Here is a 26,113-nt window from a genome sequence, read left to right on the forward strand (position 1 = left end):
GAGGTCGAGCATTCGATGCAACAGAACCTGGGCCCGTACTGGGCCAAGGCGCGCGACCATGAAGCCGCTGGCGACATGGAGGCGGCCGGGCTCGTTTACCAGACCATCGTCAACCTTGATCCGACCCAAGCCATCGCCTGGGTGCGCCTTTCCGATTTCCAGCGTCGCGCCGACCACTACCGCGCGGCCTTGGCCTGTGCGGTGCGCGCGGCCAGCGTGGCTACGCCCAACGCACGATGGAAGAGTCTTCCCTATGTCACCCATCAGCTGCTGAATTTCGACGAGCGCGACGCCATCGGCGCGGCGATCGAAGCAGCCGACTGGTCCCACCCGGACGTGTTGGAGCAATCGCCGGTGCTGTCCCAGCGCCTTTGGCTATCCGACCATCACCATCTTGCCCTGCGCCTGATCGACCACGCATCGGCACGCCTGCCACCCAGCCATCTGCTTTCCTACTCGCGCGCCAACGCGCTGCGGCACGTCGGGCGCACGCACGACGCCACTCAGGAATTCGAGCGTTGCCTGGGGCTGTCGCCGCATTACGCCTTCGCCCATTGGTCGCTGGCCTATCACCAGAAATCCACCGTGCCCGGCAGCCGCGTCGAGCGGATCCGCCGTGCGCAGGCGGCACTGCCGCAGGGAACGCTGGAACAGGTCTACCTGGGCTACGCCCTGTTCAAAGAACTGGACGACGCCGGCGACATCGAGGGCGCGTGGCCTGCGCTTGAAACCGCGGCCCGGTTGATGCGCCAGCGCATCGACTACGACCCGGCGCGGGAAGCGCGCGGCGTTGCGGCGCTGCGTGAAATCCAGTGGCGGTTTCCGCAAGCCGCGCCCGAAGCGCGGAATACGGGCCAGATCCCCGTCTTCATCGTCGGCATGCCGCGCACCGGCACCACCCTGCTGGACAGGATCCTGGGCAACCACAGCCAGGTCGCCAGCGCGGGCGAACTCAATGCGTTCTCGCGCGCCTTGAGCTGGGAAGCGGACCATTTCTACGACGCGCCATCGGGCGAGCAGGGTGTGCGAGCGGTCGCGGCTGCGAACCCCATCGACGTCGGCGCCAGATACCTGCGCCACACCACCAGCCGCCACAACGGCCATCGCTGGTTGATCGACAAGAATCCGGTCAACGCCTTCAACCTCGGCTTCATCGCCCGCGCCCTGCCGCAGGCCAAGCTCATCTGGGTGCGGCGCAATCCCATGGATACCTGTTTCTCCAACCTCAAGGAGCTGTTCTCCGGAAACGCATACGGCTACAGCTACGATCAGGCCGAACTGGCCGACCACTACCTGCGCTTCAAAGCGCTGGGCGAGTATTGGCAGGAGACGCTGGGCGACCGTTTGCACGTGGTCGACTACGAGGACCTTGTGGCCGATCCAACGAAGAACAGCGAAGCCGCGCTGCGCTTCTGCGGTCTTGAGTTCGAACCAGACTGCGTCGACATCACCCGGAACGCCGCACCGGTGTCCACCGCCAGCAGCTCGCAGGTCAGGCAACCAATCCATTCGCGCGGCGTCGATGCATGGAAAAAGTACGCAGACCATCTGGAACCGCTGCGGCAGCGTCTCACGCAGGGCCAGGCGCAAGCGCGCTAGCATCGGAGACAGTCGCATGCCTACTTCGACCGGAGTCCTCTTGAAGCAAGCCGATCCTACGCAGGCCGATCCCTCCCGATTGCTCTGGCAACAGGCCGAGTTGCATGCGAGCAGGAAAGAATGGGCGGCGGCGGCGGCCTGCTTCCAGTCGCTGCTATCGATGCATCCGGGCGACGCCAAGGTGCTGGTGCAGTTGTCCTACATAGAATCGCTGGCCGGCCATTACCGCATGGCGCGCGACTACGCCTTGCGCGCGCACGCTAGCCGACCGCGCGACGCGGACACCATCAAGGAACTGATCGCGCGCCTGCGTACGTTCAACGAGACCGCTGCGCTGAACCAGTGCACCGATCGTTTGCAGCCGCTTTCGGCCGTCTCCATACCGCTGCTGATCGCTTTCGCGGCGCAGCTGAGCAATTTGAACGAACAGGATCGCGCGCTGGTCCTGCTGGACGAAGCCAAGCGCGGCGATCCCGGCTACCCGCCGGTGTTGCTGGCGCGCGGCCAGGTGTTGACGTACCTCGGCCGCTTCGACGAAGCGCGTGCCGAACTGCTGCAATGCCAACGCAAGGCGCCCGAGATCGCACCGACCTACTGGTGGCTGTCGCGGTTGGGCAAGCAGACCGCAGGTTCGAACCACGTGGACGCCATCCGCCGGCAGCTGGATCGGCCGGGAAGAAAGCCAGAGGAGATCGCCTTCCTCGCCTACGCTTTGCACAAGTCGCTGGACGATCTGGGCGATCATCCCGCCGCCTGGCGTGCGCTGGAGCGGGCCTGTCGGGCCAAGCGGTCGCGGCTGGACTATCGCAGCGAGCAGAGCGTGGAACTGGTCGACCGGTTGATCGCCTTGCCGACGGGACCGGCGCATGCCACCGAAAGCGCCCATACGCCGATCTTCATCGTGGGCATGCATCGATCCGGTACGACCCTGCTGGAGCAGATGCTGGATGGGCACGCGGATGTCCGAGGCCTGGGCGAATTGTACGATTTCACCAGTCAGATGCGGCTGGCTACCGACTACCACTGCCGCGGCGTGATCGATGCGACGCTTGTGGATCGTGCGCGCGAAGCGCCGTTGGCGACGGCAGGGCGCGGCTACCTGGAAGGCGTGGCTTGGCGCCTTGGGCCGGAGCGCTTTTTCACCGACAAGCTGCCATCCAACTTCCTCAACCTGGGGTTCATCTGCCGGGCCTTGCCGCAGGCCAAGATCCTGCACATGGTGCGCGACCCCATGGAGACCTGCTTCTCCAACCTGCGCGAACTGTTCTCCGATGCCTGCCCGTATTCCTACGACCAGCTGGAACTGGCCGACTACCACCGCCAGTACCAGCGCCTGATGCGCCATTGGCACCAGCGCCATGCGGGCCGGATACTGGACGTCGACTACGCCGCGCTGACCGCCGATCCGGAATCCACGCTGGCCGAGGTCGCCTCGTTCTGCGGACTGGAGTACCAGCCCGAAATGCTGCAGGTGCAGGGCCGCGGGCGCGGTGTGTCCACGGCCAGCGCCATCCAGGTGCGCGCCCAGGTACAGGTTTTGGAAACGCCGAAATGGAAACCCTACGAATCGTTCTTGCAGCCGCTGATGGCTGCGTTGTGAAGCAGGCGTGAGCCCATGCGCGCCTGCGGTCTGGAATGCTGTTGGAAGTCGTTCGAGAAAGCTGTTTGCCAAGTTGCAGTGCCATGTTGCCGCGTTCGTTCTCTGTCTGATCCGTCGCGTGTCGCTTTGCTGTTTCGTCATGGCAATACGCAGTAACAAACCCGACTCAAGGAGTTTCACGATGAAAAAGAAATCGCTTTGCGCCGCTCTCGCATGCGGCATGTCGTTCGCGCAAGCCGCCGCCGCCCAGGACTACGACGACCGCTGGTATGTGGCCGGCTCGGCCGGCATCAACGTCCAGGACGAGGACCGCGGAACCGAAGATTCCCCCTTCGCCACGTTGGGTTTCGGCAAGTTCCTCAACCAGAACTGGTCCCTGGACTTCGAGCTGAACTACCAGAACCCAGACAAAACCAGCAATCCGAACCTGTTCTGGAGCCAGTACGGCGCATCGGTCGATGCGCGCTACCACTTCCGCAATGCGGAACGGAAATGGTGGCCCTACCTGCGTGCGGGACTGGGTGCGCAACGCCATCGCGAAGAGTTCGACAACTCCCCGTCGCCCGAATCCCCGGGCGAGCGTTCCGGTACCAATCTCGCCGCTAACCTCGGTGCAGGTCTGCAGTTCGATTTCGGGCGCACCGATCTGCGTGCCGAGCTCGGCACGCGTATCGACTTCGACGATGAGGCCGGCCCGGTCTCCGACCGCGAGGACTACTTCAACGACATCCTGGCCTCGGTCGGGTTGACCGTCGCAATCGGGCCGGAACCGACGGCGCCCGCGCCACCGGCGCCGGAAGCGGCGCCGAACTGCGCGGACCTGGATGACGACGGCGACGGCGTCAACAACTGCAACGACAAGTGCCCGGGTTCGCAGGCTGGCCAGACCATCGGTCCGGACGGCTGCCCGGTGGCGGTGGCGATCGACCTGAAGGGCGTGAACTTCAACTTCGACAAGTCGACCCTGCGTCCGGACGCGGTTGCGATCCTGAGCGAAGCCACCGAAATCCTGAAGCGTTACCCGGATCTGCGCGTTGAAGTGGCCGGCCATACCGACCAGTGCGGTAAGGACGCCTACAACCAGAGCCTGTCGGAGCGTCGCGCCAAGGCGGTGTACGACTATCTGACCACGAACGGCGTGGACGCCGGCCGTCTGGTGGGTCCGATCGGCTACGGCGAAAGCCGTCCGCTGGAAGACCTGGGCCAGGCCTTCCCGGCTTGCAAGAGCGAGAAGAACCGCCGCACCGAGCTGAACGTCCAGAACTGATCGGACGATCTGCGTAGAACAAGAACCCGGCATAAGCCGGGTTCTTTGTTGCAGCGAATTTTCCGCGGCGAAGGCTGCCGCAGCCAAGACGCTTACTTGAAGCGATACACCACATTCATGGTGGTCAGCGTGTCGGTCTTCTTGCGGTCGGCTTCGACTTCGCTGTTGCGGCGCGCCTGCAGTCCGGCCTTCAGCGCCAGGTGCGAATTCATCGCCACCGAAACGCCGAGGTCGTTCTGCGCGTAGGTGTTGTGGCTGCCCGACTCGACCAGCAGGTTGTTGGACAGTTCGGTGTTGTCGGTCAGGTCGAACTTCAGGCCCACGAAGCCGCGACCGATCACGCCGGTTTCGGTGACGTCGTCTTCGGCGTTGTGCGCGCGCCGGAAACCCGGACCCACCTGCACGTCCAGCTTGGTGCGCTCGCCGTCCATCATGCGCGTGCCGTAACCGATGCTGGCGGTCTGCAGCCGGTCGTAGGTGGCGAAATCGTCCTGCTCCGCACGCACGGCGGTCGTGAACTGGCGATGCTCGCCCAGCTTCAGCGCGCTGTTGGCGCCCACCGTGTAGCGGTTGGCGGTGGTCTTGGCATCGCTGCGGGTCATCTCGCCGTTTTCGTCCTCCACCCGGTACTCGGCGCGGGCGCGCAGGCCGAACAGGTCCATGCTGTGGATCCAGTCGCCCTGGGTGTACTGCAGGTTGAAGCGGCCGTTGAGGCTTTCGTTGATGCTGTTGCCGCGGGCCGAGGCGAACCCGAGTTCGCCGCCGCCGGTCCAGTGCGAGGCTTCTTCGGTCTTGCCGCTGTCCTCCCCGTCGCAGGGGCAGGCTTTGTCGTTGGCCCAGGCCGCAGGCGCGGTCATGGCCAGGAGGAGGGTGGGGAAAAGCAGCGGATGACGGGACATGGAGGCGGCCTGGGAGGTTGGCGATAACAGGACAAGATATGGAAACGGTTACATGGTATCGCGTCAATCTGACAATTTCAGTGCAAGTGTTTGTTCACTCTCACTTTTCCCGCCTGGCCGGCAAGTTTTCGTTCAGGGTCGGCAGTATTCCCGGTCGCGCCGCAGTTCTTCGTTCAATAGCTCGCGTTCGTGCTCGGAAGTGGCGGTCAGCAGGCCGGGAATGTTCGAGGCGATGCGCGGACAAGGCGATTGGCTGTAGCCGGGGCCGCCGGCCATGCTTCCGATCTTCTGCAGGATCTTTTGCGGGCTCAGCGGTTCCTTCATCCGGAATCTTCCACGACCGTCTCCGCCGGGCAGCTGTGCGCGCCGGCTGCCGAACGGGTCGGCGGCGAAGGTCGGCGAAGCCTGCCGGGCCGCCCAATCCCGGGCTTGCTCCTGCAGCCGATCAGCTGCAGGGGCTATCGGTTCGCTGGTCTGTGCGACCGGAGCGATGAGGACCACAAGGGGGCGGCGTGTTGTTGGTGCGCCTCGCGGGACCTGGGCGGGTGGGACTGAAGAGCGCGGAGGCGATACCGGCGGCGGTAGCGGCCGCGCAGGCGCCACGAATACCAGGCGCAATCGTGGTCCGTCGTCAATGTCGGCCGCGCCGGGCGCCTGCCGCATCAACAACCACAACAGACACGCGTGCACCCCAATCACTCCCAGCCACGCGATCGCCTGCGTGGCGCCTGCCTGTCGCTCGCTTCCCTGCATGTGACCTCCGCTGATCCGGCGCGGAGTCTGCCAGCCGGCTCGGGGAGCAAGCCGTTAAACGCAAGTTAGGAAATCATTGCGGCGGATCGATGGTTATCGACGGGTCATCGAAGCGCGAATAGCGCAAGGTCATCGAATAGGGTTTGCCCTGCGCCTGTCCCTGGTGCAGCAATTGCAAAGGCAGGCCGTCGCTGCCGATCCAGAAGGTGAACTCGTTGGCTTCGGGCTGCGTGTTCCTGACCAGGTACTTCTTCGCCGCTTGGCCTTCCACGCTGTCGCTGCCCAGCGCCTCGACGCTCAGTCCGGCCTTGTTCTCTTCGATCCTCAGCGGATCGCGCCATTGGCTCAGCGTGCCTTTCGGCAGCGGCACCTTCATCGAACGGCCATCGGCCTGCATGTACATGGTGTCGCCGACGATCACCTGGGTGCCTACCGGCATCTTCATGCGGTAACGGTCGGGGGCGACGAAGTCCATTTCGTTGGTCATCCCGCGCGCGCCTTCCATGACCATCACCGCATGGAAGGATTTGGCTTTCAGGAACTTGTCCATCGACGCCTTTACTTCGTCTTCGGGGCTCGACGGCAGGCTGGGGGCCGCTGCTTTCTCCGCCGCCAGGTTGGAGGAGGCGACCGGGTTCGTATCCATACCCGGTTCGGCGGGTGCGGACTGTTTGCAGGCTGCAAGGACCAAGACAACACAGGCAAGCGCAAGTGGACGGCAGATCATGCGGGACTCCAAGGCTGGGGGCAGGGAGACATCATCGATCCGGCTGGCGAACCTGATGACAGAAGGATAGCGTGGGAGTGGCATTCTGCTGCGAGCTCCTGCTTGTGCCTGTCTGGGCTATGGAGAGCTCGCGGCGGGGACGCCGCTCCCGCGCGGCCGGGTTCCGTCAGCGCGCCGGCAGCTTGGGTCCGCGCGTTGAGGGGTCGCTGCGCACGGGTGACTGCGCAGCGGGATCCGGCACCGCACGGGCCCAAGCTGTCGAACAGCCGGTCCCCTGTATCTGCTTCAACGGCATCTTCATCGCGAAAACGGCCACGGCTCGGCCATAATCGGCGCATGGACAAGATCGAACGCATCACCGCCCTGCACCGCATCCTCAAGGCCGCGCGCTACCCGGTCACGGTCAAGCGCCTGCAGGAGGAGCTGGGCTGCTCGCGCGCCACCGCCTATCGCGACCTGGCCTACCTGCGCGATGCGCTGATGGCCCCGATCGAGGGCGATGGCGAAGCCGGCTTCCGCTACCAGGCCGGCGAAAGCGAGCGTTTCGAACTGCCGGGCCTGTGGCTGAGTTCGGAAGAACTCTATTCGCTGTTGGCCGCGCAGCAATTGCTGATGCGCACCGGCGGCGGCGTGCTGGCCGGCGCGCTGGCGCCGCTGCAGAAACGCATCGAAGGCCTGCTGGCCGACCATGCCGGCGTCGACCACTGGCCGGTGGAGCGGGTGCGGGTGATCCCGCACCGCGGACGCCGGCTGGACGAAGCCAGTTTCCGCAGCGTGGCCTCGGCGGTGCTGGAGCGCAAGCAGCTGAATTTCGAATACCGGGCGCGCTCCACCGACGAGCGCACGCGGCGCACGGTGTCGCCGCAGCGCATCACCCATTACCGCGACAACTGGTATCTGGATGCATGGGATCACGAACGCGCCGGGCTGCGCAGTTTCGCCGTGGACCGCATCAGCAACGCCAAGGTGCTGGACGAAGCGGCGCGCGACTTGACCGATAGCGAGCTCAACCAGCATCTGGCTTCCAGCTACGGCATCTTCTCAGGCGAGCCGAAGGGCTGGGCCACCATCGTGTTCAGCGCCAAGACCGCGCGCTGGGTCGCCGATGAGCAATGGCACTCCAAGCAGGAGGGCAAGTTCCTGCCCGATGGTCGCTATCAGCTGAAAGTGCCCTACAGCGTGTCGCGGGAACTGCTGATGGACATCCTGCATTACGGCGCGGATGCGGAAATCATCGAGCCGCCGGTACTGCGCGAGCAGGCCAAGTCGTTGTTGGAATTGGCGCTGAGCAACTACGAGCGGTCATCGGGGGCGTAGCCCCGACCTACGCAGGACGAAGTAGGTCGGTCCTACGTGGCCGACTCCTGACACGGGCGGTATGCCGAACGCGTGCAGTGCACGCGCGTCGGGGGCGTAGCCCCGACCTACGCAGGACGAGGTAGGTCGGCCCTACGTGGCCGACTCCTGACACGGGCGATATGCCGAACGCGTGCAGTGCACGCGCGTCGGGGGCGTAGCCCCGACCTACGGGACGGTCGCAGCTCTTGAGATGGCGGCGCGGCAGGCTGGCTTTCCAGCCCAAGGAGCCATCGTCATGCCCAAGCTCGTAGCCCGTCAGAACGTTGCGGTAACGCCCGACCCGCAACTCCGTCGCAGCCTGCGACTGGCATTGCTGTGCGGATTGGCCCTGGTGATCCTGTTGCCCATGGCGCGCGGCTCCAGTGAGTGGCTGGGCTGGCTGCCGATGTGGCTGGTCGGCATGCCGGCCACGGCACTGTGGTCACTGCATCGTTTCCGCCTGCCACTGGGCAAGGCGGCGACCGCCGGCCCCGCGCAGCGCCGGCGCCGTCCGGGCACGCAAGCGCGCCGCCGCGCGGTCCCCTCCAGCCAGCGTCTGTCCCGGGCAGCCTGACCTTCGGCAGGGGGGAGGGTTGACGGGCTGTGCTAGCGTGGAGAATTGACCGCGCTACCGGAGTACCCATGCCCAAACTCGCCCATGCCTGCCAGACGATCGCCATCGCCGCGGGTCTTGCCGCTGCCGCAGGCAGCACTTTCGCCCAGGAGCCCGCTGCAGTGACCGACGACAAATACGCCTGGCTGGAAGACGTCGAAGGGCAGAAGCCGCTGGAATGGGTCAGGGCGCAGAACGCCAAGTCCGAGGCCGAAATCGCCTCCACGCCCGAGTTCAAGCAGCTGGAGGACAAGATCCTGACCATGCTCGATTCCGACGCCAAGATCCCGGGCGTGGAAAAGATCGGCGACTACTACTACAACTTCTGGAAAGACAAGAACCACGAGCGCGGCCTCTGGCGCCGGACCACGCTGGAGGAATACCGCAAGCCGCAGCCGCAGTGGGAAACGGTCATCGACCTGGATGCGCTGAACAAGGCCGAAGGCCTGCAGGACAACAAGAAATGGGTCTGGCACGGCGCCGACTGCCGCAAGCCCGACTATGCACGCTGCCTGATCGCGCTGTCGCGCGGCGGCTCCGACGCCGATGTCACCCGCGAGTTCGACCTCACCACCAAGCAATGGGTCAAGGATGGCTTCTTTCGCCCCGAAGCCAAGGGCGCCCTTGGCTGGAAAGACGCCGATACCGTCTACGTCTTCACCGATTTCGGCCCCGGCAGCATGACTCCGTCCGGTTATCCGCGCATCGTCAAGGAGTGGAAGCGCGGCACGCCGCTCAGCGCCGCCACAGTGGTGTACGAAGGCACCAACGAAGACATGTACATCGCGGCCTATCGCGACAATACGCCCGGTTTCGAGCGCGATTTCGTCAGCCGCACCATCGCCTTCTACAACGACGAACTGTACCTGCGCGGCAGCGACGGCAAGCTGGTCAAGATCGACGTCCCCAACTCCACCGGCAAAGGAGTGGTGCGTGATTGGCTGACCGTGGAGCTGCGCGAGCCCTGGGAAGTCGACGGCAAGACTTACAAGGCCGGCTCGCTGCTGGCGACCCGGTTCGACGATTTCATGGCCGGCAAGCGCAAGTTCGACGTGCTGTTCGAACCCACCGACTCCACGTCGCTGGCGGGCGCCACCTGGACCAAGAACCATGTGGTCCTGAACGTGCTGGACGACGTCAAGAACAAGCTGATCGTGCTCACGCCCTCGAGCGAGGGCTGGAAGAAGAGCGAATTCGCCGGCGCACCCGCGCTCGGCACCATCGGCATCAGCGCCGTGGACAGCGACGACAGCGACGCGGTGTGGCTGACCGTCACCGATTACCTGACCCCCACCACGCTGATGATGGCCGAGGCCGGCGGCCCCGCTTCGGCGGTGGAAGCGCTCAAGAACATGCCCGCTTTCTTCGATGCTTCGAAGGACGTGGTGGAGCAGCACTTCGCCACTTCCAAGGACGGCACCAAAGTGCCTTATTTCCTGGTGCGGCCCAAGGGCCTGAAGTACGACGGCAGCGCGCCCACCTTGCTGTACGGCTACGGCGGTTTCGAGATCTCGCTGACTCCGGGCTATTCCGGCGGCGTGGGCATGGGCTGGCTGGAAAAGGGCGGCGTGTACGCGGTCGCCAACATCCGCGGCGGCGGCGAATACGGCCCGCGCTGGCACCAGGCGGCGTTGAAGCAGAACCGGCACAAGGCCTATGAAGACTTCGCAGCGGTCGCGCAGGACATGATCGCGCGCAAGATCACCTCGCCCAAGCGCCTGGGCATCCAGGGCGGCAGCAACGGCGGCCTGCTGACCGGCAACATGCTGACGCAGTATCCGGAGCTGTTCGGCGCCGTGGTGGTGCAGGTGCCGCTGCTGGATATGAAGCGCTACAACCACCTGCTGGCGGGCGCTTCGTGGATGGCCGAATACGGCAATCCGGACACCGCCGATTGGCAGTTCATCCAGAAATTCTCGCCGTACCACTTGTTCGACCCGGCCAAGACCTATCCGCCGACCATCTTCATGACTTCCACGCGCGACGACCGCGTGCATCCCGGCCATGCGCGCAAGATGATGGCCAAGATGCTGGACGCCGGCAAGGACGTGCGCTACTACGAGAACATCGAAGGCGGGCACGGCGGGGCGGCCAACAACAAGCAGTCGGCGCACATGAGCGCGCTGGCATACACCTTCCTGTGGCAGCAACTCAACAAGTAAGCTTGAAGCCGTCGTCCCCGCGAAGGCGGGGACCCAGCGACTTTTCTCCTTGGCAACGAAACAACCATGACGTCATCCCAGCGCAAGCTGGGATCCATTTTGATCTTGCCGTTGCCGTTGCTGTTTTTTTGCTTTTTTGTTTTTGCCTCCTCCCTTGCGTAAAGCGCAGGGGAGGATTGAGGAGGGGTGCTCTTGATCTTGCTTTGGGATTTAACCTTGTTCCGAAGCAAAAGCCTTTCGCGCTAACGCGCGAGTCACTTTCTTTGCTTGTGCAAAGAAAGTGACCAAAGAAACACACCCTACGGCGCGCCCGGCGATGAAGCCGCCGGGTTCGCAAGCAGGCCAGGAATTTTCGGAAGGCACATCCATGTGCCGTCCGAAAACGGCGCACATCGTGTGCGCCGCCCCTTCGGGGTTTGTCCCGGCCTACTTGCCGCGCCTCACGGGGAGTTGGAAGAGCAAGATCCAAGGCCAAGGCCAAGGCCTAAGCCACAGCAATGGCAATGGCAAAGCGGATGTTTTTGTAAGGCGCTTCCCCTGTCGCGAAACGATCCGCAATAGTCCAAGATAGTTTCTTACCATTGCGCAGTGCCCACCAAGGACACACTTGTAATGAAACCAACCTATTTCCTGCTTGCGGCCACCCTTCTGATGACCACTTTCCCCAGTTCCGCGCTTTCCCCGGTCGCCACCGCGCCCGATGCCGCCAAGAAGCCGCATACAGTCAAGGCTCCTTTCGGCGCCACGCGCAACGACTACTACTACTGGCTGCGCGACGACGATCGCAGGAATCCGGAGATGCTGGCCTATCTGAACGCGGAGAACGCCTACGCCGACGCGGTGCTGGCGCCGACCAGGCCGCTGCAGGAGAAGCTCTATAACGAGATCGTCGGACGCATCAAGCAGGACGACGCCAGCGTGCCGTACCGCGAGCGCGGCTACTGGTACTACACGCGCTTCGAGACCGGCAAGGACTACCCCATCCATGCGCGCCGCAAGGGCGACATGGAAGCGCCGGAAGAGATTTTGCTGGACGTCAACGCGATGGCCGAAGGCAAGGGCTACTTCAGCGTCGGCGATGCGCAAGTCAGCCAGGACAACAAACTGCTGGCCTGGGCCGACGATGCCGTGGGCCGTCGCCAGTACGTGATCCGTTTCAAGAACCTGGAAACGGGCGAACTTTACCCGGATGCGATCAGCGGCGTGTCCGCCAACGTGGTCTGGGCCGACGACAACAAGACCCTGTTCTACGTGGAAAACGATCCGGAAACCCTGCTCACGGTGCGGGTGAAGTCGCATGTGCTGGGCACGCCGGTGTCCGCCGACAAGCTGGTCTACGAAGAAAAGGACGACAGCTTCTACATGGGCATCGGCCGCAGCCGCGACGACAAATTCATCTGCATCTCTGTCGAAAGCACGGTTTCCTCCGAACAACGCTGCGCGCCGGCCAGCGATCCGTCGCGGTTCACCGTGCTGGCGCCGCGCGAACGCGATGTGGAGTACAGCGCCGACCACTTGGACGGACGCTGGGTGATCCGCACCAACTGGAAAGCGAAGAACTTCCGCATCATGACCGCGCCTTCCGGCTCCACCTCGCGCGAGGAGTGGAAAGACTGGATCGCGCACAGCGATGAGGTCTACATCGAAGGATTCGAGCTGTTCGACGGTTTCACCGCCGTCAGCGAGCGATCCAACGGCCTGGAGCGCCTGCGCCTGCTGCGCGCCAACGGCAAGGAGGAATACGTCAAAGCCGACGAGCCGGCGTATTCGATGGGCCTGGACGTGAACTCCGAACACGACACTCCGTGGTTGCGCTACAGCTACACCTCGATGACCACGCCGGCCACGACCTACGAACTCAACGTGGACACCGGAGAACGCAAGCAGCTCAAGCAGCAACCGGTAATCGGCTACGACCCGGGCAAGTACGCCACAGAGCGGTTGTGGGCCACCGCCCGCGACGGCACCAAAGTGCCGGTATCGCTGGTCTACAAAAAGGGCTTCCAGAAGAACGGCAAGGGCGCGCTGTTCCAGTACGCCTACGGCAGCTACGGTTCCTCGACCGATCCGGGTTTCAATTCGACCATCGTCAGTCTGCTGGACCGCGGCGTGGTGTACGCCATCGCCCACATCCGCGGCGGCCAGGAAATGGGCCGCGACTGGTACGACAACGGCAAGCTGCTGCACAAGAAGAACACCTTCACCGATTTCATCGACGTTACCGACGCGCTGGTCAAGCAGGGCTACGCAGCGCCGGACCGCGTCGCCGCGTCCGGCGGCAGCGCCGGCGGCCTGCTGATGGGCGCGATCGCCAACATGGCCCCGGAGAAATACCGGGTGATCGTGTCGCAGGTGCCGTTCGTGGATGTGGTCACCACCATGCTGGATCCGACCATTCCGCTGACCACCAACGAGTACGACGAGTGGGGCAATCCGGAGAAGAAGGAGTTCTACGACTACATCCTCACCTATTCGCCTTACGACAACATAAGCAAGCAGGCGTATCCGGCGATCTTCGTGGGCACCGGGCTGTGGGATTCGCAGGTGCAGTACTGGGAACCGGCCAAATACGTGGCCAAACTGCGCGACGAAAACACCGGCACGCTGCCGCTCTTGTTCCGCGTCAACATGGAAGCGGGACACGGCGGCAAGTCCGGCCGTTTCCGCCGCTACCGCGAGGCAGCGGAGTATTACGCCTTCGTGCTGGACCAGCTGGGCGTAGCCGAACCGGCGACGAATTAACCGGCCGCGCTTGTAGGAGCGGGCCCTGCCCGCGACGAGGCTCTACTGGGGAAGCTCAGTCGCGGGCAGGGCCCGCTCCTACACGCCGGTACGCGTGGGCCTATGATGTTGCCATGACCGAACGTTCGCGTTTCCGATGGGCCTGGTGGCTGCTGGCCTACGCCAGTCTGGGCACCGGCATCGTCGGTATTTTCGTTCCGGGCCTGCCGACTACGGTATTCATCCTGGTGGCCGCGTACGCGGCCTCGCGCGGGTCCGACCGCCTGCATCTCTACCTGCAGCAGCACGCCCGCTTCGGCCCGATGATTCGCCACTGGCAGGCGCATGGCGCGGTGTCGCGCCGGGCCAAATGGGCGGCCACGCTGACCATGCTGGCCTGCGCGGGCGTATTGCTGGCGATCATGGCCGGCGTAGGCTCGCATCGCTGGTGGATGGCGGCCCTGCCCATCGCCTGCATGGCGGCCGTTTCGCTCTGGTTGTGGCTGAGGCCGGAACCGCCGGCCTAGGCCTTCCTCCTTGATTTCGTTCATGACGGGTCCGTAGAGGATCCCGTTCGTGGTGAGCCTGTCGAACCACGCTTTTCGCATGGGAAGGCAGCTGTCGATATCTGAAATGTATCGCCAAGAGCGTGGTTCGACAGGCTCACCACGAACGGTTCAAAGGAATCCCGGTGTGCGCATGTAAAACGGCGCTTTTCGGCCATGCCCGTTCATGCTCATCTGGCTATACTCCGGCCATGAACAAACCCATCCTCATCGCCCTTTCCCTGTCCGTATCCGCCCTCCTCGCTGGCTGCGGCGCCAAGGGCCCGCTGATCCTGCCGGAGAAGGCGGCGCCGATCGAAGCGCCCGCGGAAACCGCTCCGGAAGCGCCCGTGCCCACCGACGGGACGTCCACGACTCCTGCCGACCAGCAAGCCGAAGAAGCGGTCGACGATCCCGCGCCGCCGGCCGAGAATGACTGACAGGGCTTCCCCGGGCGTGCCAGCGTTGCGTTTCTCCAAGATGCACGGCGCCGGCAACGATTTCGTCGTCATCGATCTGCGCGACGGTACGCCGCCACCGGATGCGGCACTCGCTTCGCGGCTGGCCGACCGCCATTTCGGCGTCGGTTGCGACCAGATCCTGACCATCGAACATCCGCGCAGCGCCGGGGCGGTGGCGTCCTATCGCATCTGGAATTCCGACGGTTCGCCTTCTCAACAATGCGGCAACGGCGCGCGTTGCGTGGCGGCCTGGCTGGTGCGCGATGGCGTGGCCCGGGGAAACCGTTTCCGTGTCGATAGCCCATTGGCCACGCATGAGGTGGAGCGGCTGGAAGGCGATCGCTACTCCATCGCCATGGGCGTGCCGCAGTTCGAGCCGAAGGCGATTCCGCTGGCAGGATTTCCCAAGGCGGACAGCTATCGCCAGGACCTCGATGGCGAGGTCGTGGAATTCGGTGCGGTGTCCATGGGAAATCCGCATGCAGTCATCGAAGTGGCCGACGTCGATCTTTCCCCGGTACTGGTGCAGGGACCGGCACTGCAGAACAGCGGGGCATTTCCGGAATCGGCCAATATCGGTTTCGCCCAGGTCGTTTCGCGGCAGCGGTTGCGTCTGCGCGTGTACGAGCGCGGGGTGGGCGAGACGCTGGCCTGCGGCAGCGGCGCCTGCGCGGCGGCGGCCGTGTTGATGCGGCGCGGGCGCATAGACCGCAGCGTGGACATCACCCTGCCGGGCGGCGACCTGCATATCGACTGGCCCGATGACGCCGCCGAGGTCATCATGTCCGGACCGGCGGCATTCGTATTCGAAGGGGAATGGAAGCAATGACCGAAGCACAAGAAAAACTGGGCGCCCACGAGATCGCGGCCTGGCTGCGCCGGCACCCGACCTTCCTCAAGCAGTTCCCCGATCTGGCCTTGACTCTGATCGTGCCGCGCGAGGAAGGCCCCACTGCTTCGCTGGCCAGCTACCAGCTGGAAGTGCTGCGCGACAAGAACCGCGAACTGTCCAAGCGCCTCAACGACCTGTTCGCCAACGCGCAGGAGAACGAGCGCCTGGCGGTGCGTACCCACCAGCTGACCCTTTCGCTGTTGAAGCAGAACACCGCGCAGGACACCTTGCGTGCCATGGCCGCTTCGCTGGCCGAGGATTTCAACGGCGACCTGGTGCGCATCGTGCTGTTCGAGCCGCTCGCCGGGCTGGACGACGCCGAGTGGCTGCAGGTGGTGGCGGAAAACAGCACGCACTTGAACTCGTTCCGCGACTGCCTGAAGGATGGCGAGCCGCTTTGCGGGCGCCTGCAGCCGGAAAAGAACGCCGTGCTGTACGGCGCGCGCGCCGAGGAAGTGCAGTCGTCCGCACTGCTGCCGTTGCCCGGCCTGGGCCTGGTGGCGGTGGGCAGCCGCGACGGCAACCGCTTCTATCCGGGCATGGGCACGTTGTTCCTGCGCATGATGGGCGAGGCGCTGGCGGTGGCGATGAAGCGGTTTCATGCCTGACCTGTAGGAGCGGGCCATGCCCGCGACGGAGCTGTACCGGTAACGCCCGGTCGCGGGCATGGCCCGCTCCTACAAGACTCCCGTATTTTTTGAGGTCCTGGAGTGGGGAAATATGATCGAAGACTTCCTCTCCCACCTCCAGGTCGAACGTCGTATGTCGGCGCACACGCTCGATGCCTATCGGCGCGATCTGTCTGCGCTGAGCGAATGGGCGACGGGGCAGGGCAAGGACAATCTGCTCGAACTCGACAGCGAGCAACTGCGCGCCTTCGTAGCCGCCGAACACCGCCGCGGCCTTTCACCCAAAAGCCTGCAACGCCGGCTCTCCGCCTGCCGCAGCTATTTCAACTGGCTGCTCCGGCACGGCCGCATCGCCGCCAGCCCGGCCGCCGCATTGCGCGCGCCCAAAGCGCCGCGCAAGTTGCCGCAGGTGCTGGATGCCGATGAGGCCTCGCGCCTGGTGGAAGTGCCTACCGACGTGCCGCTGGGGTTCCGCGACCGCGCCTTGCTGGAGCTGTTCTATTCCTCCGGCCTGCGCTTGAGCGAACTGTGCGGCCTGCACTGGAACGATCTGGATCTGGCGAGCGGATTCGTCACCGTGCTGGGCAAGGGCAGCAAACAGCGCAAGGTGCCGGTCGGTTCGCACGCGCGCAAGGCGCTGCAGGCGTGGCGCGACGAACAGAAGCCCACGGGCGACGCGCCCGTATTCCCGGGACGCAACGGCGGCCCGATCTCGCAGCGCGCCGTGCAGATCCGCATGAAGCTGTTGGCGCAGAAGCAGGGCATGTTCAAGAACGTGCACCCGCACATGCTGCGGCACAGTTTCGCCAGCCATATCCTGGAGTCCTCCGGCGACCTGCGCGGGGTGCAGGAACTGCTGGGACATGCCGACATCGCCACCACCCAGATCTATACGCACCTGGATTTCCAGCACTTGGCCAAGGTCTACGACGCCTCACACCCGCGCGCCAAGCGCAAGACCTGATCTCTTCCTGTAGGAGCGGGCCCTGCCCGCGACGCTCTCTTCGCGTGTTGGGGGAAAGCGTCGCGGGCAGGGCCCGCTCCTACAGAGGGACTATCTGCCATTGGTCATGCTTGAACCCGTCCTGGCCGTCCCCACCTCCTAGTTACCACTCCGGAGGCCGCATGGACCCCAGCCAGAACCCCAATGTTTTTCACGCCACCACCATCCTGTCGGTGCGGCGCAACGGTCGTGTCGCCGTGGCCGGCGACGGCCAAGTCACGCTTGGCAATACGGTGATGAAAGGCAACGCCCGCAAGGTGCGCAGGCTGGGCCGCGACGGCCAGGTGCTGGCCGGTTTCGCCGGCGCGGCGGCCGATGCGTTCACCCTGTTCGAACTGTTCGAAGCCAAGCTCGAAAAACACGGCCAGCTGCAGCGCGCCGCGGTAGAGCTGGCCAAGGACTGGCGCACCGAGCGCCGCCTGGGCAAGCTCGAGGCGCTGCTGGCCGTGGCCGACAAAGACACCTCGCTGATCATCAGCGGCACCGGCGATGTGATCGAACCGGAAGACGGCATCATCGCCATCGGCTCCGGCGGCTCCTACGCCTTGTCGGCGGCGCGAGCGTTGATGGCGCATACCGAGATGGACGCCAAATCCATCGCGGTCGAATCGCTCAACATCGCCGGCGATATCTGCATCTACACCAACCGCAACGTGGTGGTAGAGGAATTGTGATCAGAACCCCTCTCCTGCTTGCGGGAGAGGGGCAGGGGTGAGGGTCGGCTCTTCGCGAAAGCGCCCTCATCCGCCCTTTGGGCACCTTCTCCCGCAAGCGGGAGAAGGGCTCTCCAAACAAAATGACGGATGCAATGAACGACAACAACTCCACCATGACCCCGCGCGAGATCGTGCAGGAACTAGACCGCCATATCGTCGGCCAGCACGGCGCCAAGCGTGCGGTGGCCATCGCCTTGCGCAACCGCTGGCGGCGCATGCAGCTGCAGCCGGATCTGCGCGACGAGGTGATGCCCAAGAACATCCTGATGATCGGCCCTACCGGCGTGGGCAAGACCGAGATCGCACGCCGCCTGGCCACGCTGGCCAACGCGCCGTTCGTGAAAGTGGAAGCCACGCGTTTCACCGAGGTCGGCTACGTGGGCAAGGACGTGGAGCAGATCGTGCGCGACCTGGCCGACACCGCAGTCAAGATGTACCGCGAGCAAGCCAAGGTGCGCGTGCGCACCCAGGCCGAGGAGCGCGCCGAAGACCGCATCCTGGATGCGCTGCTGCCGCGTCGCAGCGTGGGCATCGGTTTCGATGCCGAAGCCGCCCGCAACGAACCCTCGGCGCACGACGGCGATACCCGCACAAAATTCCGCAAGATGCTGCGCGCCGGCGAGCTGGACGAGCGCGAGATAGAACTCGAACTCTCGGCCAATGTGAGCATGGACATCATGACCCCGCCGGGCATGGAGGAAATGGGCCAGCAGCTGCGGCAGATGTTCTCCAACATGGGCGGCGCGAAATCGCATACGCGCACACTGACCATCAAGGCCGCGCGCCCCCAGCTGGTGGAAGAGGAGGCGGCGAAGCTGGTCAACGAGGAAGACATCCGCGCCGCCGCCATTGAGGCCTGCGAACAGAACGGCATCGTGTTCATCGACGAGATCGACAAGGTCGCCAAGCGCGGCGGCAACATGAGCGGCGGCGACGTGAGCCGCGAAGGCGTGCAGCGCGATCTGCTGCCGCTGGTGGAAGGCAGCAACGTAAGCACCAAGTACGGCACGGTGAAAACCGACCACATCCTTTTCATCGCCTCCGGCGCGTTCCATCTGGCCAAGCCCAGCGACCTGATTCCGGAACTGCAGGGCCGTTTCCCCATCCGCGTGGAGCTCTCGGCGTTGTCGAAAGAGGATTTCGTACGCATCCTCACCGAACCCAAGGCCGCGCTGACCCGCCAGTACGAGGCGCTGTTGCTGACCGAGGGCGTGACCCTGGAATTCACCGCCGATGCCGTCGACCGTCTCGCGGAGATCGCAGCGCAGGTCAACGAGCGCCAGGAAAACATCGGCGCGCGCCGTCTGCACACCGTGCTGGAACGGCTGCTCGATACCTTGAGTTACGAAGCCCCCGACCGCGACGGGCAGAAGATCAGCATCGACAAGCTCTACGTCGATGCGCATCTTGGCGAGCTGGTGCAGGACCCCGACCTGAGCCGCTACATCCTCTGAGTCCCTTGTAGGAGCGGGTCCTGCCCGCGACGCATTACCGCCAACGGCGTCGCGGGCAGGGCCCGCTCCTACAAGTTCGGGTCATTGCGGTTCGATGGCGACCTCGGTCTTCACCGAATTGGCGATGAAGCAATGCTCGTGCGCCGAGTGGTGCAGTCGTTGCAGTCCTTCGGCGTCTGGTGCGCTGCCTTCGGCGAACACGATCTTCGGCCGCAGGGTGACGCCGGTCAGGGCGATCCTGCCGGCATCGTTCTTGCCCAGCGTGCCCACGGCCTCGTCGGAGTAGCTGTCGACGACCCAGCCCTTCTTGGCGGCGATCGCCAGCAGGGTCAGCATGTGGCACGACGACAGCGCCACCACCAAGGCTTCCTCCGGATCCACGCCGTGCGCACTGCCCAGGTAGGCTGGCGCCGCGGAGCCGGTGAGACGTTGCCCGCGTTCGAATATCCATTCGTGATCGCGACTGTAGCCATCGACGGTGAAGGGTTTTCCATCGCGGTTCCATTGGATGACGGTCTTGTGTTCGGACATGGCCATGCTCGCGTGAGTTGAGGCACAACAGTATCCCAGTATCGAGTCGATAACCGTCTGCTAGCATTGCAGGAAGATCGAGGTAGGGCGTCGCTATGGATAGTGAAGTAGAACCCAACAGGACGGTGCTGGTAGTCGGCGCGGCGGGATTCCTGGGCGGGTACATCGTTGCGGCGTTACGGGAGCGCGGCTGGCGCGTGTTGCGGGGCGTGCGTGCCCGGGGCAGGGCGCTGGCGGCCGACGAGCGCGAATGCGATCTGCAGCGATTGCCGACTCCGGAAAGCTGGCTGCCGTTGCTGGCGGGCGTTGATGCGGTGGTCAACGTTGCGGGCATATTACGCGAAGAGGGCGGGCAGACGTTCGCGACTGTTCACTTGGACGCGCCGCTCGCGCTGGCCCGCGCCTGTGTCAAGCAGGGCGTGCAGTGCTTCGTGCAGATATCGGCGCTGGGATTGCCGGAAGACGGCGAATTCGTCGCATCGAAGCAGCGTTTCGACGAGGCCTTGCTGGAGCTTCCGCTGCGCAGCGCGATACTCCGGCCTTCGATCGTGTACGCCATCTCGGGTTCGTATGGTGGAACCTCCCTGTTGCGCGCGCTCGCGGCGTTTCCCGGTGCGTTGCTGTTGCCGGGCGATGGTCGCTGGCTGATCCAGCCTGTGGCGGTTCAGGACCTCGCCGACCTTGCGGCACGTGCATTGGAATCGGAGACTTCCGGTATCTACGAGGTCGGCGGTCCCGAGCGCATGACCCTGCGCGAGTACCAGCACGCCTGGCGCGAATGGCTGCGCATCCCCGGCAATCGGGTCATCTTCACCCCGGTCGGTTGTGTGTCGTTGCTTGTGCGTTTCTGGGAAACCATCGGCAGCGGCCCGGTAGGCGAAACCATGTGGCGCATGCTCAGGCGCGGAAACGTCACCGCCGATGGCGCGATCGAACGTTTGCGCCGGGACTTCGGAATCGCGCCGCGGCCCTTGCAGGAAGTGCTCGCCTCGACTCCCAGCCAGGTGCAGGACCGGTGGCAGGCGCAGCTTTACTTCCTTGCGCCTGCCCTGCGGCTGGGCATCGCCATGCTCTGGTTGATTTCCGCCTGGGTAGGGTGGACAACGCCCGCATCGGAAATAGAACAGCTAGCCGACGGCTCGGTTCTCGGTGCGATGAAGCCGGTTGCCGTTGCGCGTTCGGCGGCTACCTTCGACATGATCCTCGGACTTTGGTTGCTGCTGGGTTTCCGTTTGCGCACCGCGATCGCATCGATGATGGCGCTTGTGCTGGTTTATACCCTGGTATTCGGCATTGCATTGCCCACGCTTTGGCTGGACCCGTTGGGCGGATTGGCAAAAAACCTGGTCGTCCTTCCGGCGCTCGCGGTGCTGTGGGTGCTTTCGGAGAGGAGGTGAGCGTGCTCTACCTTTGGGTGAAATGGATCCACATCCTGTCGTCGACGTTGTTGATGGGCACGGGGCTGGGTATAGCCTTCTTCATGTGGGTCGCGCATCTGCGCGGCGACGCCAAGGTGATTGCGGCGACTGCGCGCACGGTGGTGATTGCCGATACCTGCTTCACCGCGCCGGCAGTGGTGGTGCAATTGCTGACCGGCTTCTGGCTGACCCGCATCATGGGAATGCCGCTGACCCAGTATTGGATCAAGACCGCGCTGATCCTGTTCGTGCTGGTCGGCTGTTGCTGGTTGCCGGTACTGTGGTTGCAGATACGCGCGCGCAACCTGGCCGTGGAAGCGTGCGCACGTGGCGAACCACTGCCGACTGCTTACTACACCGCGATGCGCTGGTGGTTCTGGCTGGGCTGGCCGGCTTTCATCAGCGTCATCGCGATCTTCTGGCTGATGGTGATGAAGCCGGCCTGAGGCGCGGTTCAATCCTCGCCGATATCCTCGTTCCACACTTCCGGATTGGCGGCGATGTAATCGCCCAGCATGCTGATGCATTCCTCGTCGTGCAGATCGACGACGTTGACCCCGTTTTCGCGCAGCCAGTCGATGCCGCCGCCGAAGTTGACCGACTCGCCCACCACCACCGTGCCGATGTTGAACTGCCGGACCAGGCCGCTGCAGTACCAGCAGGGCGCCAGGGTGGTGACCATGATGGTGTCGCGGTAGCGGCGCTGGCGGCCGGCTTTGCGGAAGGCGTCGGTTTCGCCGTGGACCGAAGGATCGTTTTCCTGAATGCGCCGATTGTGGCCGCAACCCAGCAGTCTGCCGTCGTTGTGGAAAAGAGCGGCGCCGATGGGGATGCCGCCTTCGGCCAGGCCCCGGCGGGCCTCGGCGACAGCGGTTTCCAGCAGGGAGCGGTAGTCGATGGTGTCCATGCAAATCCGGAAGGGGCGGCGCGGTAGGATGTTGCCACGTGCGGAGGCGATTCGGGAAATGCGGCCTGGGTCACTTCGACAACGGCGGTTGTCGTCTATCTAGTCATGGCAGAACCGGAAGCGTGCCATCGCTTCCGCCGAAAGTAGGGGGCTGAAGTGGCAATAGGGAAAAGCGCATCGCTCGCGGCCGGCATGCGGGCCATGCTGGCGTGCGGTCTGGGAGCGGCGTTGATGACGGGCGCTTTGCAGGCGCAGGCCCAAATAGTTCAAGGACAGCTGCAACTGCAGTGGGGCGACCCGCGCGGGGATGCCGGTCAGCCGAAGCGACCCGGCAAACTCCGGGTCGCTCTGGTGACCGATGACGGCAAGCGCCAGGTGCTGGACCCGGTACAGGCGCGCATCGCCGCCGGCGATCTGTATGCGCTGGCCAACCGCCGGGTGGCGGTGGAGTTCGGCACTTATGCTCGTGGCATGCCGCGCGGGAAAGTCGAAGCCATCGTTCCCGCCGACGATCTTGGCCAGGCTTACGACCCGGCGGTTCCGCTGAAAACCGGGCCGGTGGCCAAGGCGGTCGCGGGCACCACGCGCTGGGTGACGGTGGCCTGCAAATTCTCCGACATCGATACCGAGCAGAAGACGGTGGAGTTTTTCCGCGGCCAGTACGGCACATTGGCCGGCCAGCTGGGCCATTACTGGCCGGAGGTGTCTTACGGGAAAGTGACCCTCGCCGGCAGCGACGCCTATGGCTGGTTCACCTTGCCCCAGCCGCGCTCGTACTACATCACCGGCGAAGGCGATGGAAAAGCCGACCTGGACAAGCTGTTCGAGGACTGCGCGGCTGCGGCCGATCCGGTGGTGAATTTCAATGCGGTGCAGGGCATCAACATGATGTTCAACGGCGACCTGGACGGTTTTGCATGGGGCGGTGGCGCTTGCGGTCCCCTGGAAGGCGTCAACCGGTGCATCCGCAACACCTGGAATCCGCCCTGGGCCTTCAACAACCTGGCGCCGCTGGCGCATGAAATGGGCCACGGCTACGGCCTGCCGCACTCCAACAATTCCGACGGCGACGACGACCCCTACGACAATCCCTGGGACGTGATGAGCGATGGATGGCGCAACGCCGTCGCCAATGCGACCTACGGCACCCTGCCCAAGCACATCAACATCTACCAGCGCGATCGCCTGGGCTGGGTGGATGCGGCGCGCAAGCTGACGGTGGCGGCCGGCGGACCGCGGGTGACGGTCAATCTGGATGCGGCCAGTCTGGCGGGCTCGCTGAACACGCAGATGGTCGTGTTCACCATTCCGCAGGAAGCCGGGGTCCTGTACACCCTGGAGGCGCGCAAGCGCACCGGCGCCTATGAAGCCAACCTGGCCGGAAACGCGGTCATCATCCATCGCGTGGTGAATGGCGACATGGCTTACAGCATCGATGCCGCCGTGCCGCCGGCCAATGTTTCGAACAACGAGGGATCGATGTTCAAGGTCGGGGAAACCTGGGTGTCGCCCCACAACGCCTACTGGGTCACGGTGGAGTCGGAAACCGCGACGGGTTTCGTGGTGTCGCTGGGGCCGCAGCCGCGCTACATGGGCGGTCCCGCACCGGTGCGTCGCTCGACCGGCGGCACCGCCAGCGCCTCGCAGCCGGCGCTGCTGTCGACCCCGGCGAGCCGCCAGCCCCGCCAGACAGGCGATTGCGCGACAGGACGCGGGATCTCCACGCAGAAGCAATGCGGCGGGCGCATCAAATAGCCGATCTCAGAGGCTTTGGCGCGTGCGCCGTCGGGCGCGCGCGGTTCTTTCCGCACGGAATGGACGGTTCGCGGGCGACCTCCGCGTCTGTAATGCGATAATCGCGGCATGAGCGAATCCCCCTACAAATCCGGCACCACCCATTTCGGCTTCAAGGACGTCGCCGCCAAGGACAAGCAGAAGCTGGTCGGCGAAGTGTTCTCTTCGGTCGCGGGCAACTACGACCTGATGAACGACCTGATGAGCCTGGGCGTGCATCGGGTGTGGAAGCGCTATTTCGTCGGAACCGCGCAAGTCAAGCGCGGCGACCGGGTACTGGACCTGGCCGGCGGCACCGGCGATATCGCGGCGTTGCTGAAGGACCGGGTGGGTCCGGAAGGCGAGATCGTGCTGGGCGACATCAACGCCGGCATGCTTTCGGTCGGCCGCGACCGCATGACCAATCGCGGTCTGGTCGCCGGACTGGACTATGTGCAGTGCAATGCCGAAGCGTTGCCGTTTCCCGACAACAGCTTCGACCTGGTCACGATTGCTTTCGGCCTGCGCAACGTAACCGACAAGGACGCGGGCCTGCGCGAGATGTTCCGCGTGCTCAAGGTGGGCGGGCAGGCCAGGGTGCTCGAATTCTCCGAAGTGACGGTGGACTGGTTCAAGCCGGTCTACGACTTCCACTCGTTCAAGATCCTGCCCAGGCTGGGCCAGCTGTTCGCCAAGGACGCCGATAGTTATCAGTACCTGGCCGAAAGTATCCGCAAGCATCCGCCGCAGGAAGAACTGAAGACGATGATGCAGGAAGCCGGTTTCGAGCGCTGCAGCTACAAGAACCTGTCGGCCGGCATCGTGGCGGTACATACGGGCTACAAGGTCTGACGCGGGCGACTCCTCACAGGCAGCCTAGAAAAATGGGAAAACTTCCGGCCATCGTTTTCGTCATTCTCTCCATGAACGCAGCATCGGCCCAGGAAAGCAAAGACCCGAAAGCGACCGAGGTGTGGCAGCCAGAACCTGAAGTCGTAACGCCCGGCACGGCCGGCAATGCGGCGCCGCCGGCCGATGCCATCGTTCTGTTCGACGGAACGGACCTGGAGGAATGGGCGTCGGCCGACGATGCGAATGCTCCCGCGCGATGGACGGTCTCCGGCGGTGCAGTCACGGTGAAGAAAGGGACCGGGAACATCCAGACCAAGCGCTCGTTCGCCGACTATCAGTTGCATCTCGAATGGCGCATTCCCGAAAACATCAGCGGCGAAGGGCAGGCGCGCGGGAACAGCGGCCTGTTCCTGGCCTCCACCGGCCCCGGAGACGAAGGTTACGAAATCCAGATCCTGGATTCCTACAACAACCGCACCTATTCCAACGGCCAGGCGGGCGCTATCTACAAACAGCATATTCCGCTGGTCAATGCCAATAGAAAGCCCGGTGAATGGCAAGCCTACGATGTAGTCTGGACCGCTCCCAGGTTCAACGACGATGGGTCGCTGAAGAACCCGGCAAGGGTTACGGCCTTCCTCAACGGTGTGCTGGTGCAAAACAACGTCGAGCTGCAAGGGGTTACCGTTTATGTCGGCAAACCGTCTTACAGGAAGCATGGTCCTGCCCCTATCAAGCTTCAGGACCATGGCGATCCGAGCGAGCCCATAAGCTTCAGGAATATTTGGGTGAGAGAACTCTAAGCGTAGCGGCATCCGCTGGAGCAGGGTTCAGTAAAAGGAGAGCTCCGTGGGAGCGGCGTCACGCCGCGAGCTTTGAGCTTTCAAGATTGAGTTCGAGCCTTTGTTTGCTCCGTTTGCGAGTCGAAAGCTCGCGGCGTGACGCCGCTCCCACGGGACGCCGCTCCCACGGGACGCCGCTCGCACTTTGCCGTTCCCGCATACGTTGTGGCCTGTACGTGGCCAGAATCCCTACCTGCGAGCGGGGTAAACTAGGCCATCCCCTGACCCTGGATTTACCGATGCGCTCCACCTTCCTGTTGCTGTCCTGTGCCGCCATGATGGCGGCCGGTTGTTCCCGCGAAGCCGCTCCCGCCCCCGAAGCCGCCCCCGGTCTATTTACCACATCTGACGTTGCTGACGAAGAGGGTGGGGGAGAATATGGAGGGGGCCGGCGAAATTGACAAAAAGACA

The 26,113-nt window shown here is 64.2% G+C and carries 24 protein-coding genes; 19 read left to right on the forward strand and 5 right to left on the reverse strand.

The window, feature by feature from the left end; translation table 11 throughout:
• Positions 1 to 15: 15 nt before the first annotated feature.
• From CSC73_RS17080 to CSC73_RS17090, 3 genes are all read left to right on the forward strand, one after another.
• Positions 16 to 1,599: a sulfotransferase gene (locus CSC73_RS17080; protein ID WP_163842909.1), complete on the forward strand. Its 1,584-nt coding sequence runs from the start codon at positions 16 to 18 to the stop codon at positions 1,597 to 1,599.
• A gap of 16 nt (positions 1,600 to 1,615) precedes the next feature.
• Positions 1,616 to 3,199 (forward strand): tetratricopeptide repeat-containing sulfotransferase family protein, encoded by a 1,584-nt coding sequence (locus CSC73_RS17085; RefSeq protein WP_163842912.1) that lies wholly within the window; start codon positions 1,616 to 1,618, stop codon positions 3,197 to 3,199.
• A 181-nt stretch (positions 3,200 to 3,380) separates the two neighbouring features.
• The gene (locus CSC73_RS17090) at positions 3,381 to 4,466 is read left to right on the forward strand and encodes an OmpA family protein (RefSeq protein WP_163842917.1); all 1,086 of its coding nucleotides are present in this window, start codon (positions 3,381 to 3,383) and stop codon (positions 4,464 to 4,466) included.
• 92 nt (positions 4,467 to 4,558) lie between these two features.
• Here the strand turns inward: CSC73_RS17090 and CSC73_RS17095 are convergent, their stop codons facing one another.
• The 3 genes from CSC73_RS17095 to CSC73_RS17105 form a co-directional block, all read right to left on the reverse strand.
• Positions 4,559 to 5,365 carry a DUF481 domain-containing protein gene (locus CSC73_RS17095; protein WP_163842921.1) on the reverse strand — a complete coding sequence of 269 codons (807 nt, stop codon included), beginning with the start codon at positions 5,363 to 5,365 and terminating at the stop codon, positions 4,559 to 4,561.
• A gap of 132 nt (positions 5,366 to 5,497) precedes the next feature.
• The gene (locus CSC73_RS17100) at positions 5,498 to 5,689 is read right to left on the reverse strand and encodes a hypothetical protein (protein WP_163842923.1); all 192 of its coding nucleotides are present in this window, start codon (positions 5,687 to 5,689) and stop codon (positions 5,498 to 5,500) included.
• A 502-nt stretch (positions 5,690 to 6,191) separates the two neighbouring features.
• Positions 6,192 to 6,764: a hypothetical protein gene (locus CSC73_RS17105; RefSeq protein ID WP_163842925.1), complete on the reverse strand. Its 573-nt coding sequence runs from the start codon at positions 6,762 to 6,764 to the stop codon at positions 6,192 to 6,194.
• Between the two features lie 417 nt (positions 6,765 to 7,181).
• On the opposite strand from CSC73_RS17105, the gene CSC73_RS17110 reads away from it, so the two are divergent.
• The 11 genes from CSC73_RS17110 to hslU all read left to right on the forward strand — a co-directional run bounded on the left by CSC73_RS17110 (position 7,182) and on the right by hslU (position 19,379).
• Positions 7,182 to 8,162 carry a helix-turn-helix transcriptional regulator gene (locus CSC73_RS17110; protein WP_163842927.1) on the forward strand — a complete coding sequence of 327 codons (981 nt, stop codon included), beginning with the start codon at positions 7,182 to 7,184 and terminating at the stop codon, positions 8,160 to 8,162.
• A 277-nt stretch (positions 8,163 to 8,439) separates the two neighbouring features.
• Positions 8,440 to 8,757 (forward strand): hypothetical protein, encoded by a 318-nt coding sequence (locus tag CSC73_RS17115; protein ID WP_163842929.1) that lies wholly within the window; start codon positions 8,440 to 8,442, stop codon positions 8,755 to 8,757.
• A gap of 68 nt (positions 8,758 to 8,825) precedes the next feature.
• A complete protein-coding gene (locus CSC73_RS17120) occupies positions 8,826 to 10,958 on the forward strand; it encodes a prolyl oligopeptidase family serine peptidase (protein ID WP_163842931.1) in 2,133 nt (710 codons plus the stop codon).
• A gap of 612 nt (positions 10,959 to 11,570) precedes the next feature.
• Positions 11,571 to 13,700: a S9 family peptidase gene (locus CSC73_RS17125; RefSeq protein ID WP_163842933.1), complete on the forward strand. Its 2,130-nt coding sequence runs from the start codon at positions 11,571 to 11,573 to the stop codon at positions 13,698 to 13,700.
• A gap of 113 nt (positions 13,701 to 13,813) precedes the next feature.
• A complete protein-coding gene (locus CSC73_RS17130) occupies positions 13,814 to 14,206 on the forward strand; it encodes a YbaN family protein (RefSeq protein WP_163842936.1) in 393 nt (130 codons plus the stop codon).
• 230 nt (positions 14,207 to 14,436) lie between these two features.
• Positions 14,437 to 14,664, forward strand: a complete 228-nt coding sequence (gene lptM / locus CSC73_RS17135) for an LPS translocon maturation chaperone LptM (protein WP_163842938.1) — start codon at positions 14,437 to 14,439, stop codon at positions 14,662 to 14,664.
• Positions 14,657 to 15,514, forward strand: a complete 858-nt coding sequence (gene dapF, locus CSC73_RS17140; RefSeq protein WP_246197556.1) for a diaminopimelate epimerase — start codon at positions 14,657 to 14,659, stop codon at positions 15,512 to 15,514. Before lptM ends, dapF begins: the two co-directional genes overlap by 8 nt.
• A complete protein-coding gene (locus tag CSC73_RS17145; protein WP_163842940.1) occupies positions 15,511 to 16,185 on the forward strand; it encodes a DUF484 family protein in 675 nt (224 codons plus the stop codon). The genes dapF and CSC73_RS17145 overlap by 4 nt, the downstream gene beginning before the upstream one ends.
• 112 nt (positions 16,186 to 16,297) lie before the next feature.
• Positions 16,298 to 17,170, forward strand: a complete 873-nt coding sequence (gene xerC / locus CSC73_RS17150) for a tyrosine recombinase XerC (RefSeq protein WP_211840919.1) — start codon at positions 16,298 to 16,300, stop codon at positions 17,168 to 17,170.
• Between the two features lie 161 nt (positions 17,171 to 17,331).
• Positions 17,332 to 17,883, forward strand: coding sequence for an ATP-dependent protease subunit HslV (hslV, locus tag CSC73_RS17155; protein WP_093283891.1), 552 nt, complete (start codon positions 17,332 to 17,334; stop codon positions 17,881 to 17,883).
• Positions 17,884 to 18,017: 134 nt separating this feature from the next.
• A complete protein-coding gene (gene hslU, locus CSC73_RS17160) occupies positions 18,018 to 19,379 on the forward strand; it encodes an ATP-dependent protease ATPase subunit HslU (RefSeq protein WP_163842944.1) in 1,362 nt (453 codons plus the stop codon).
• Between the two features lie 81 nt (positions 19,380 to 19,460).
• Here the strand turns inward: hslU and CSC73_RS17165 are convergent, their stop codons facing one another.
• On the reverse strand, positions 19,461 to 19,910 hold the full coding sequence (locus CSC73_RS17165) for an OsmC family protein (RefSeq protein WP_163842946.1): 450 nt from the start codon (positions 19,908 to 19,910) through the stop codon (positions 19,461 to 19,463).
• A gap of 95 nt (positions 19,911 to 20,005) precedes the next feature.
• Between CSC73_RS17165 and CSC73_RS17170 the strand changes: the two genes are divergently transcribed.
• Entirely contained in the window at positions 20,006 to 21,307 is a 1,302-nt protein-coding gene (locus CSC73_RS17170; RefSeq protein ID WP_163842948.1) for an SDR family oxidoreductase, read from the forward strand.
• A complete protein-coding gene (locus CSC73_RS17175) occupies positions 21,304 to 21,774 on the forward strand; it encodes a DUF2269 family protein (protein ID WP_163842951.1) in 471 nt (156 codons plus the stop codon). The genes CSC73_RS17170 and CSC73_RS17175 overlap by 4 nt, the downstream gene beginning before the upstream one ends.
• Before the next feature lie 8 nt (positions 21,775 to 21,782).
• On the opposite strand, the gene CSC73_RS17180 is transcribed toward CSC73_RS17175, so the two are convergent.
• Positions 21,783 to 22,235: a nucleoside deaminase gene (locus CSC73_RS17180; protein WP_163842953.1), complete on the reverse strand. Its 453-nt coding sequence runs from the start codon at positions 22,233 to 22,235 to the stop codon at positions 21,783 to 21,785.
• Between the two features lie 156 nt (positions 22,236 to 22,391).
• Between CSC73_RS17180 and CSC73_RS17185 the strand changes: the two genes are divergently transcribed.
• The 3 genes from CSC73_RS17185 to CSC73_RS17195 all read left to right on the forward strand — a co-directional run bounded on the left by CSC73_RS17185 (position 22,392) and on the right by CSC73_RS17195 (position 25,663).
• On the forward strand, positions 22,392 to 23,990 hold the full coding sequence (locus tag CSC73_RS17185; RefSeq protein ID WP_163842956.1) for a metallopeptidase domain-containing protein: 1,599 nt from the start codon (positions 22,392 to 22,394) through the stop codon (positions 23,988 to 23,990).
• Between the two features lie 108 nt (positions 23,991 to 24,098).
• Positions 24,099 to 24,860 carry a bifunctional demethylmenaquinone methyltransferase/2-methoxy-6-polyprenyl-1,4-benzoquinol methylase UbiE gene (ubiE, locus tag CSC73_RS17190; RefSeq protein ID WP_163842959.1) on the forward strand — a complete coding sequence of 254 codons (762 nt, stop codon included), beginning with the start codon at positions 24,099 to 24,101 and terminating at the stop codon, positions 24,858 to 24,860.
• Positions 24,861 to 24,892: 32 nt separating this feature from the next.
• Positions 24,893 to 25,663 (forward strand): 3-keto-disaccharide hydrolase, encoded by a 771-nt coding sequence (locus CSC73_RS17195; protein ID WP_163842962.1) that lies wholly within the window; start codon positions 24,893 to 24,895, stop codon positions 25,661 to 25,663.
• The last annotated feature ends 450 nt before the right edge of the window (positions 25,664 to 26,113 follow it).

This window comes from Pseudoxanthomonas sacheonensis (assembly GCF_010093305.1).
Lineage (GTDB): Bacteria > Pseudomonadota > Gammaproteobacteria > Xanthomonadales > Xanthomonadaceae > Pseudoxanthomonas_A > Pseudoxanthomonas_A sacheonensis.

What these genes read in the sequence shown, in the direction of transcription:
- CSC73_RS17080 (WP_163842909.1), top strand. Translation starts at nt 16, where the DNA reads ATGCAACAGAACCTGGGCCCGTACTGGGCCAAGGCGCGCGACCATGAA.
- CSC73_RS17085 (WP_163842912.1), top strand. Translation starts at nt 1,616, where the DNA reads ATGCCTACTTCGACCGGAGTCCTCTTGAAGCAAGCCGATCCTACGCAG.
- CSC73_RS17090 (WP_163842917.1), top strand. Translation starts at nt 3,381, where the DNA reads ATGAAAAAGAAATCGCTTTGCGCCGCTCTCGCATGCGGCATGTCGTTC.
- CSC73_RS17095 (WP_163842921.1), bottom strand. Translation starts at nt 5,365, where the DNA reads ATGTCCCGTCATCCGCTGCTTTTCCCCACCCTCCTCCTGGCCATGACC.
- CSC73_RS17100 (WP_163842923.1), bottom strand. Translation starts at nt 5,689, where the DNA reads ATGAAGGAACCGCTGAGCCCGCAAAAGATCCTGCAGAAGATCGGAAGC.
- CSC73_RS17105 (WP_163842925.1), bottom strand. Translation starts at nt 6,764, where the DNA reads ATGGATACGAACCCGGTCGCCTCCTCCAACCTGGCGGCGGAGAAAGCA.
- CSC73_RS17110 (WP_163842927.1), top strand. Translation starts at nt 7,182, where the DNA reads ATGGACAAGATCGAACGCATCACCGCCCTGCACCGCATCCTCAAGGCC.
- CSC73_RS17115 (WP_163842929.1), top strand. Translation starts at nt 8,440, where the DNA reads ATGCCCAAGCTCGTAGCCCGTCAGAACGTTGCGGTAACGCCCGACCCG.
- CSC73_RS17120 (WP_163842931.1), top strand. Translation starts at nt 8,826, where the DNA reads ATGCCCAAACTCGCCCATGCCTGCCAGACGATCGCCATCGCCGCGGGT.
- CSC73_RS17125 (WP_163842933.1), top strand. Translation starts at nt 11,571, where the DNA reads ATGAAACCAACCTATTTCCTGCTTGCGGCCACCCTTCTGATGACCACT.
- CSC73_RS17130 (WP_163842936.1), top strand. Translation starts at nt 13,814, where the DNA reads ATGACCGAACGTTCGCGTTTCCGATGGGCCTGGTGGCTGCTGGCCTAC.
- lptM (WP_163842938.1), top strand. Translation starts at nt 14,437, where the DNA reads ATGAACAAACCCATCCTCATCGCCCTTTCCCTGTCCGTATCCGCCCTC.
- dapF (WP_246197556.1), top strand. Translation starts at nt 14,657, where the DNA reads ATGACTGACAGGGCTTCCCCGGGCGTGCCAGCGTTGCGTTTCTCCAAG.
- CSC73_RS17145 (WP_163842940.1), top strand. Translation starts at nt 15,511, where the DNA reads ATGACCGAAGCACAAGAAAAACTGGGCGCCCACGAGATCGCGGCCTGG.
- xerC (WP_211840919.1), top strand. Translation starts at nt 16,298, where the DNA reads ATGATCGAAGACTTCCTCTCCCACCTCCAGGTCGAACGTCGTATGTCG.
- hslV (WP_093283891.1), top strand. Translation starts at nt 17,332, where the DNA reads ATGGACCCCAGCCAGAACCCCAATGTTTTTCACGCCACCACCATCCTG.
- hslU (WP_163842944.1), top strand. Translation starts at nt 18,018, where the DNA reads ATGAACGACAACAACTCCACCATGACCCCGCGCGAGATCGTGCAGGAA.
- CSC73_RS17165 (WP_163842946.1), bottom strand. Translation starts at nt 19,910, where the DNA reads ATGTCCGAACACAAGACCGTCATCCAATGGAACCGCGATGGAAAACCC.
- CSC73_RS17170 (WP_163842948.1), top strand. Translation starts at nt 20,006, where the DNA reads ATGGATAGTGAAGTAGAACCCAACAGGACGGTGCTGGTAGTCGGCGCG.
- CSC73_RS17180 (WP_163842953.1), bottom strand. Translation starts at nt 22,235, where the DNA reads ATGGACACCATCGACTACCGCTCCCTGCTGGAAACCGCTGTCGCCGAG.
- ubiE (WP_163842959.1), top strand. Translation starts at nt 24,099, where the DNA reads ATGAGCGAATCCCCCTACAAATCCGGCACCACCCATTTCGGCTTCAAG.
- CSC73_RS17195 (WP_163842962.1), top strand. Translation starts at nt 24,893, where the DNA reads ATGGGAAAACTTCCGGCCATCGTTTTCGTCATTCTCTCCATGAACGCA.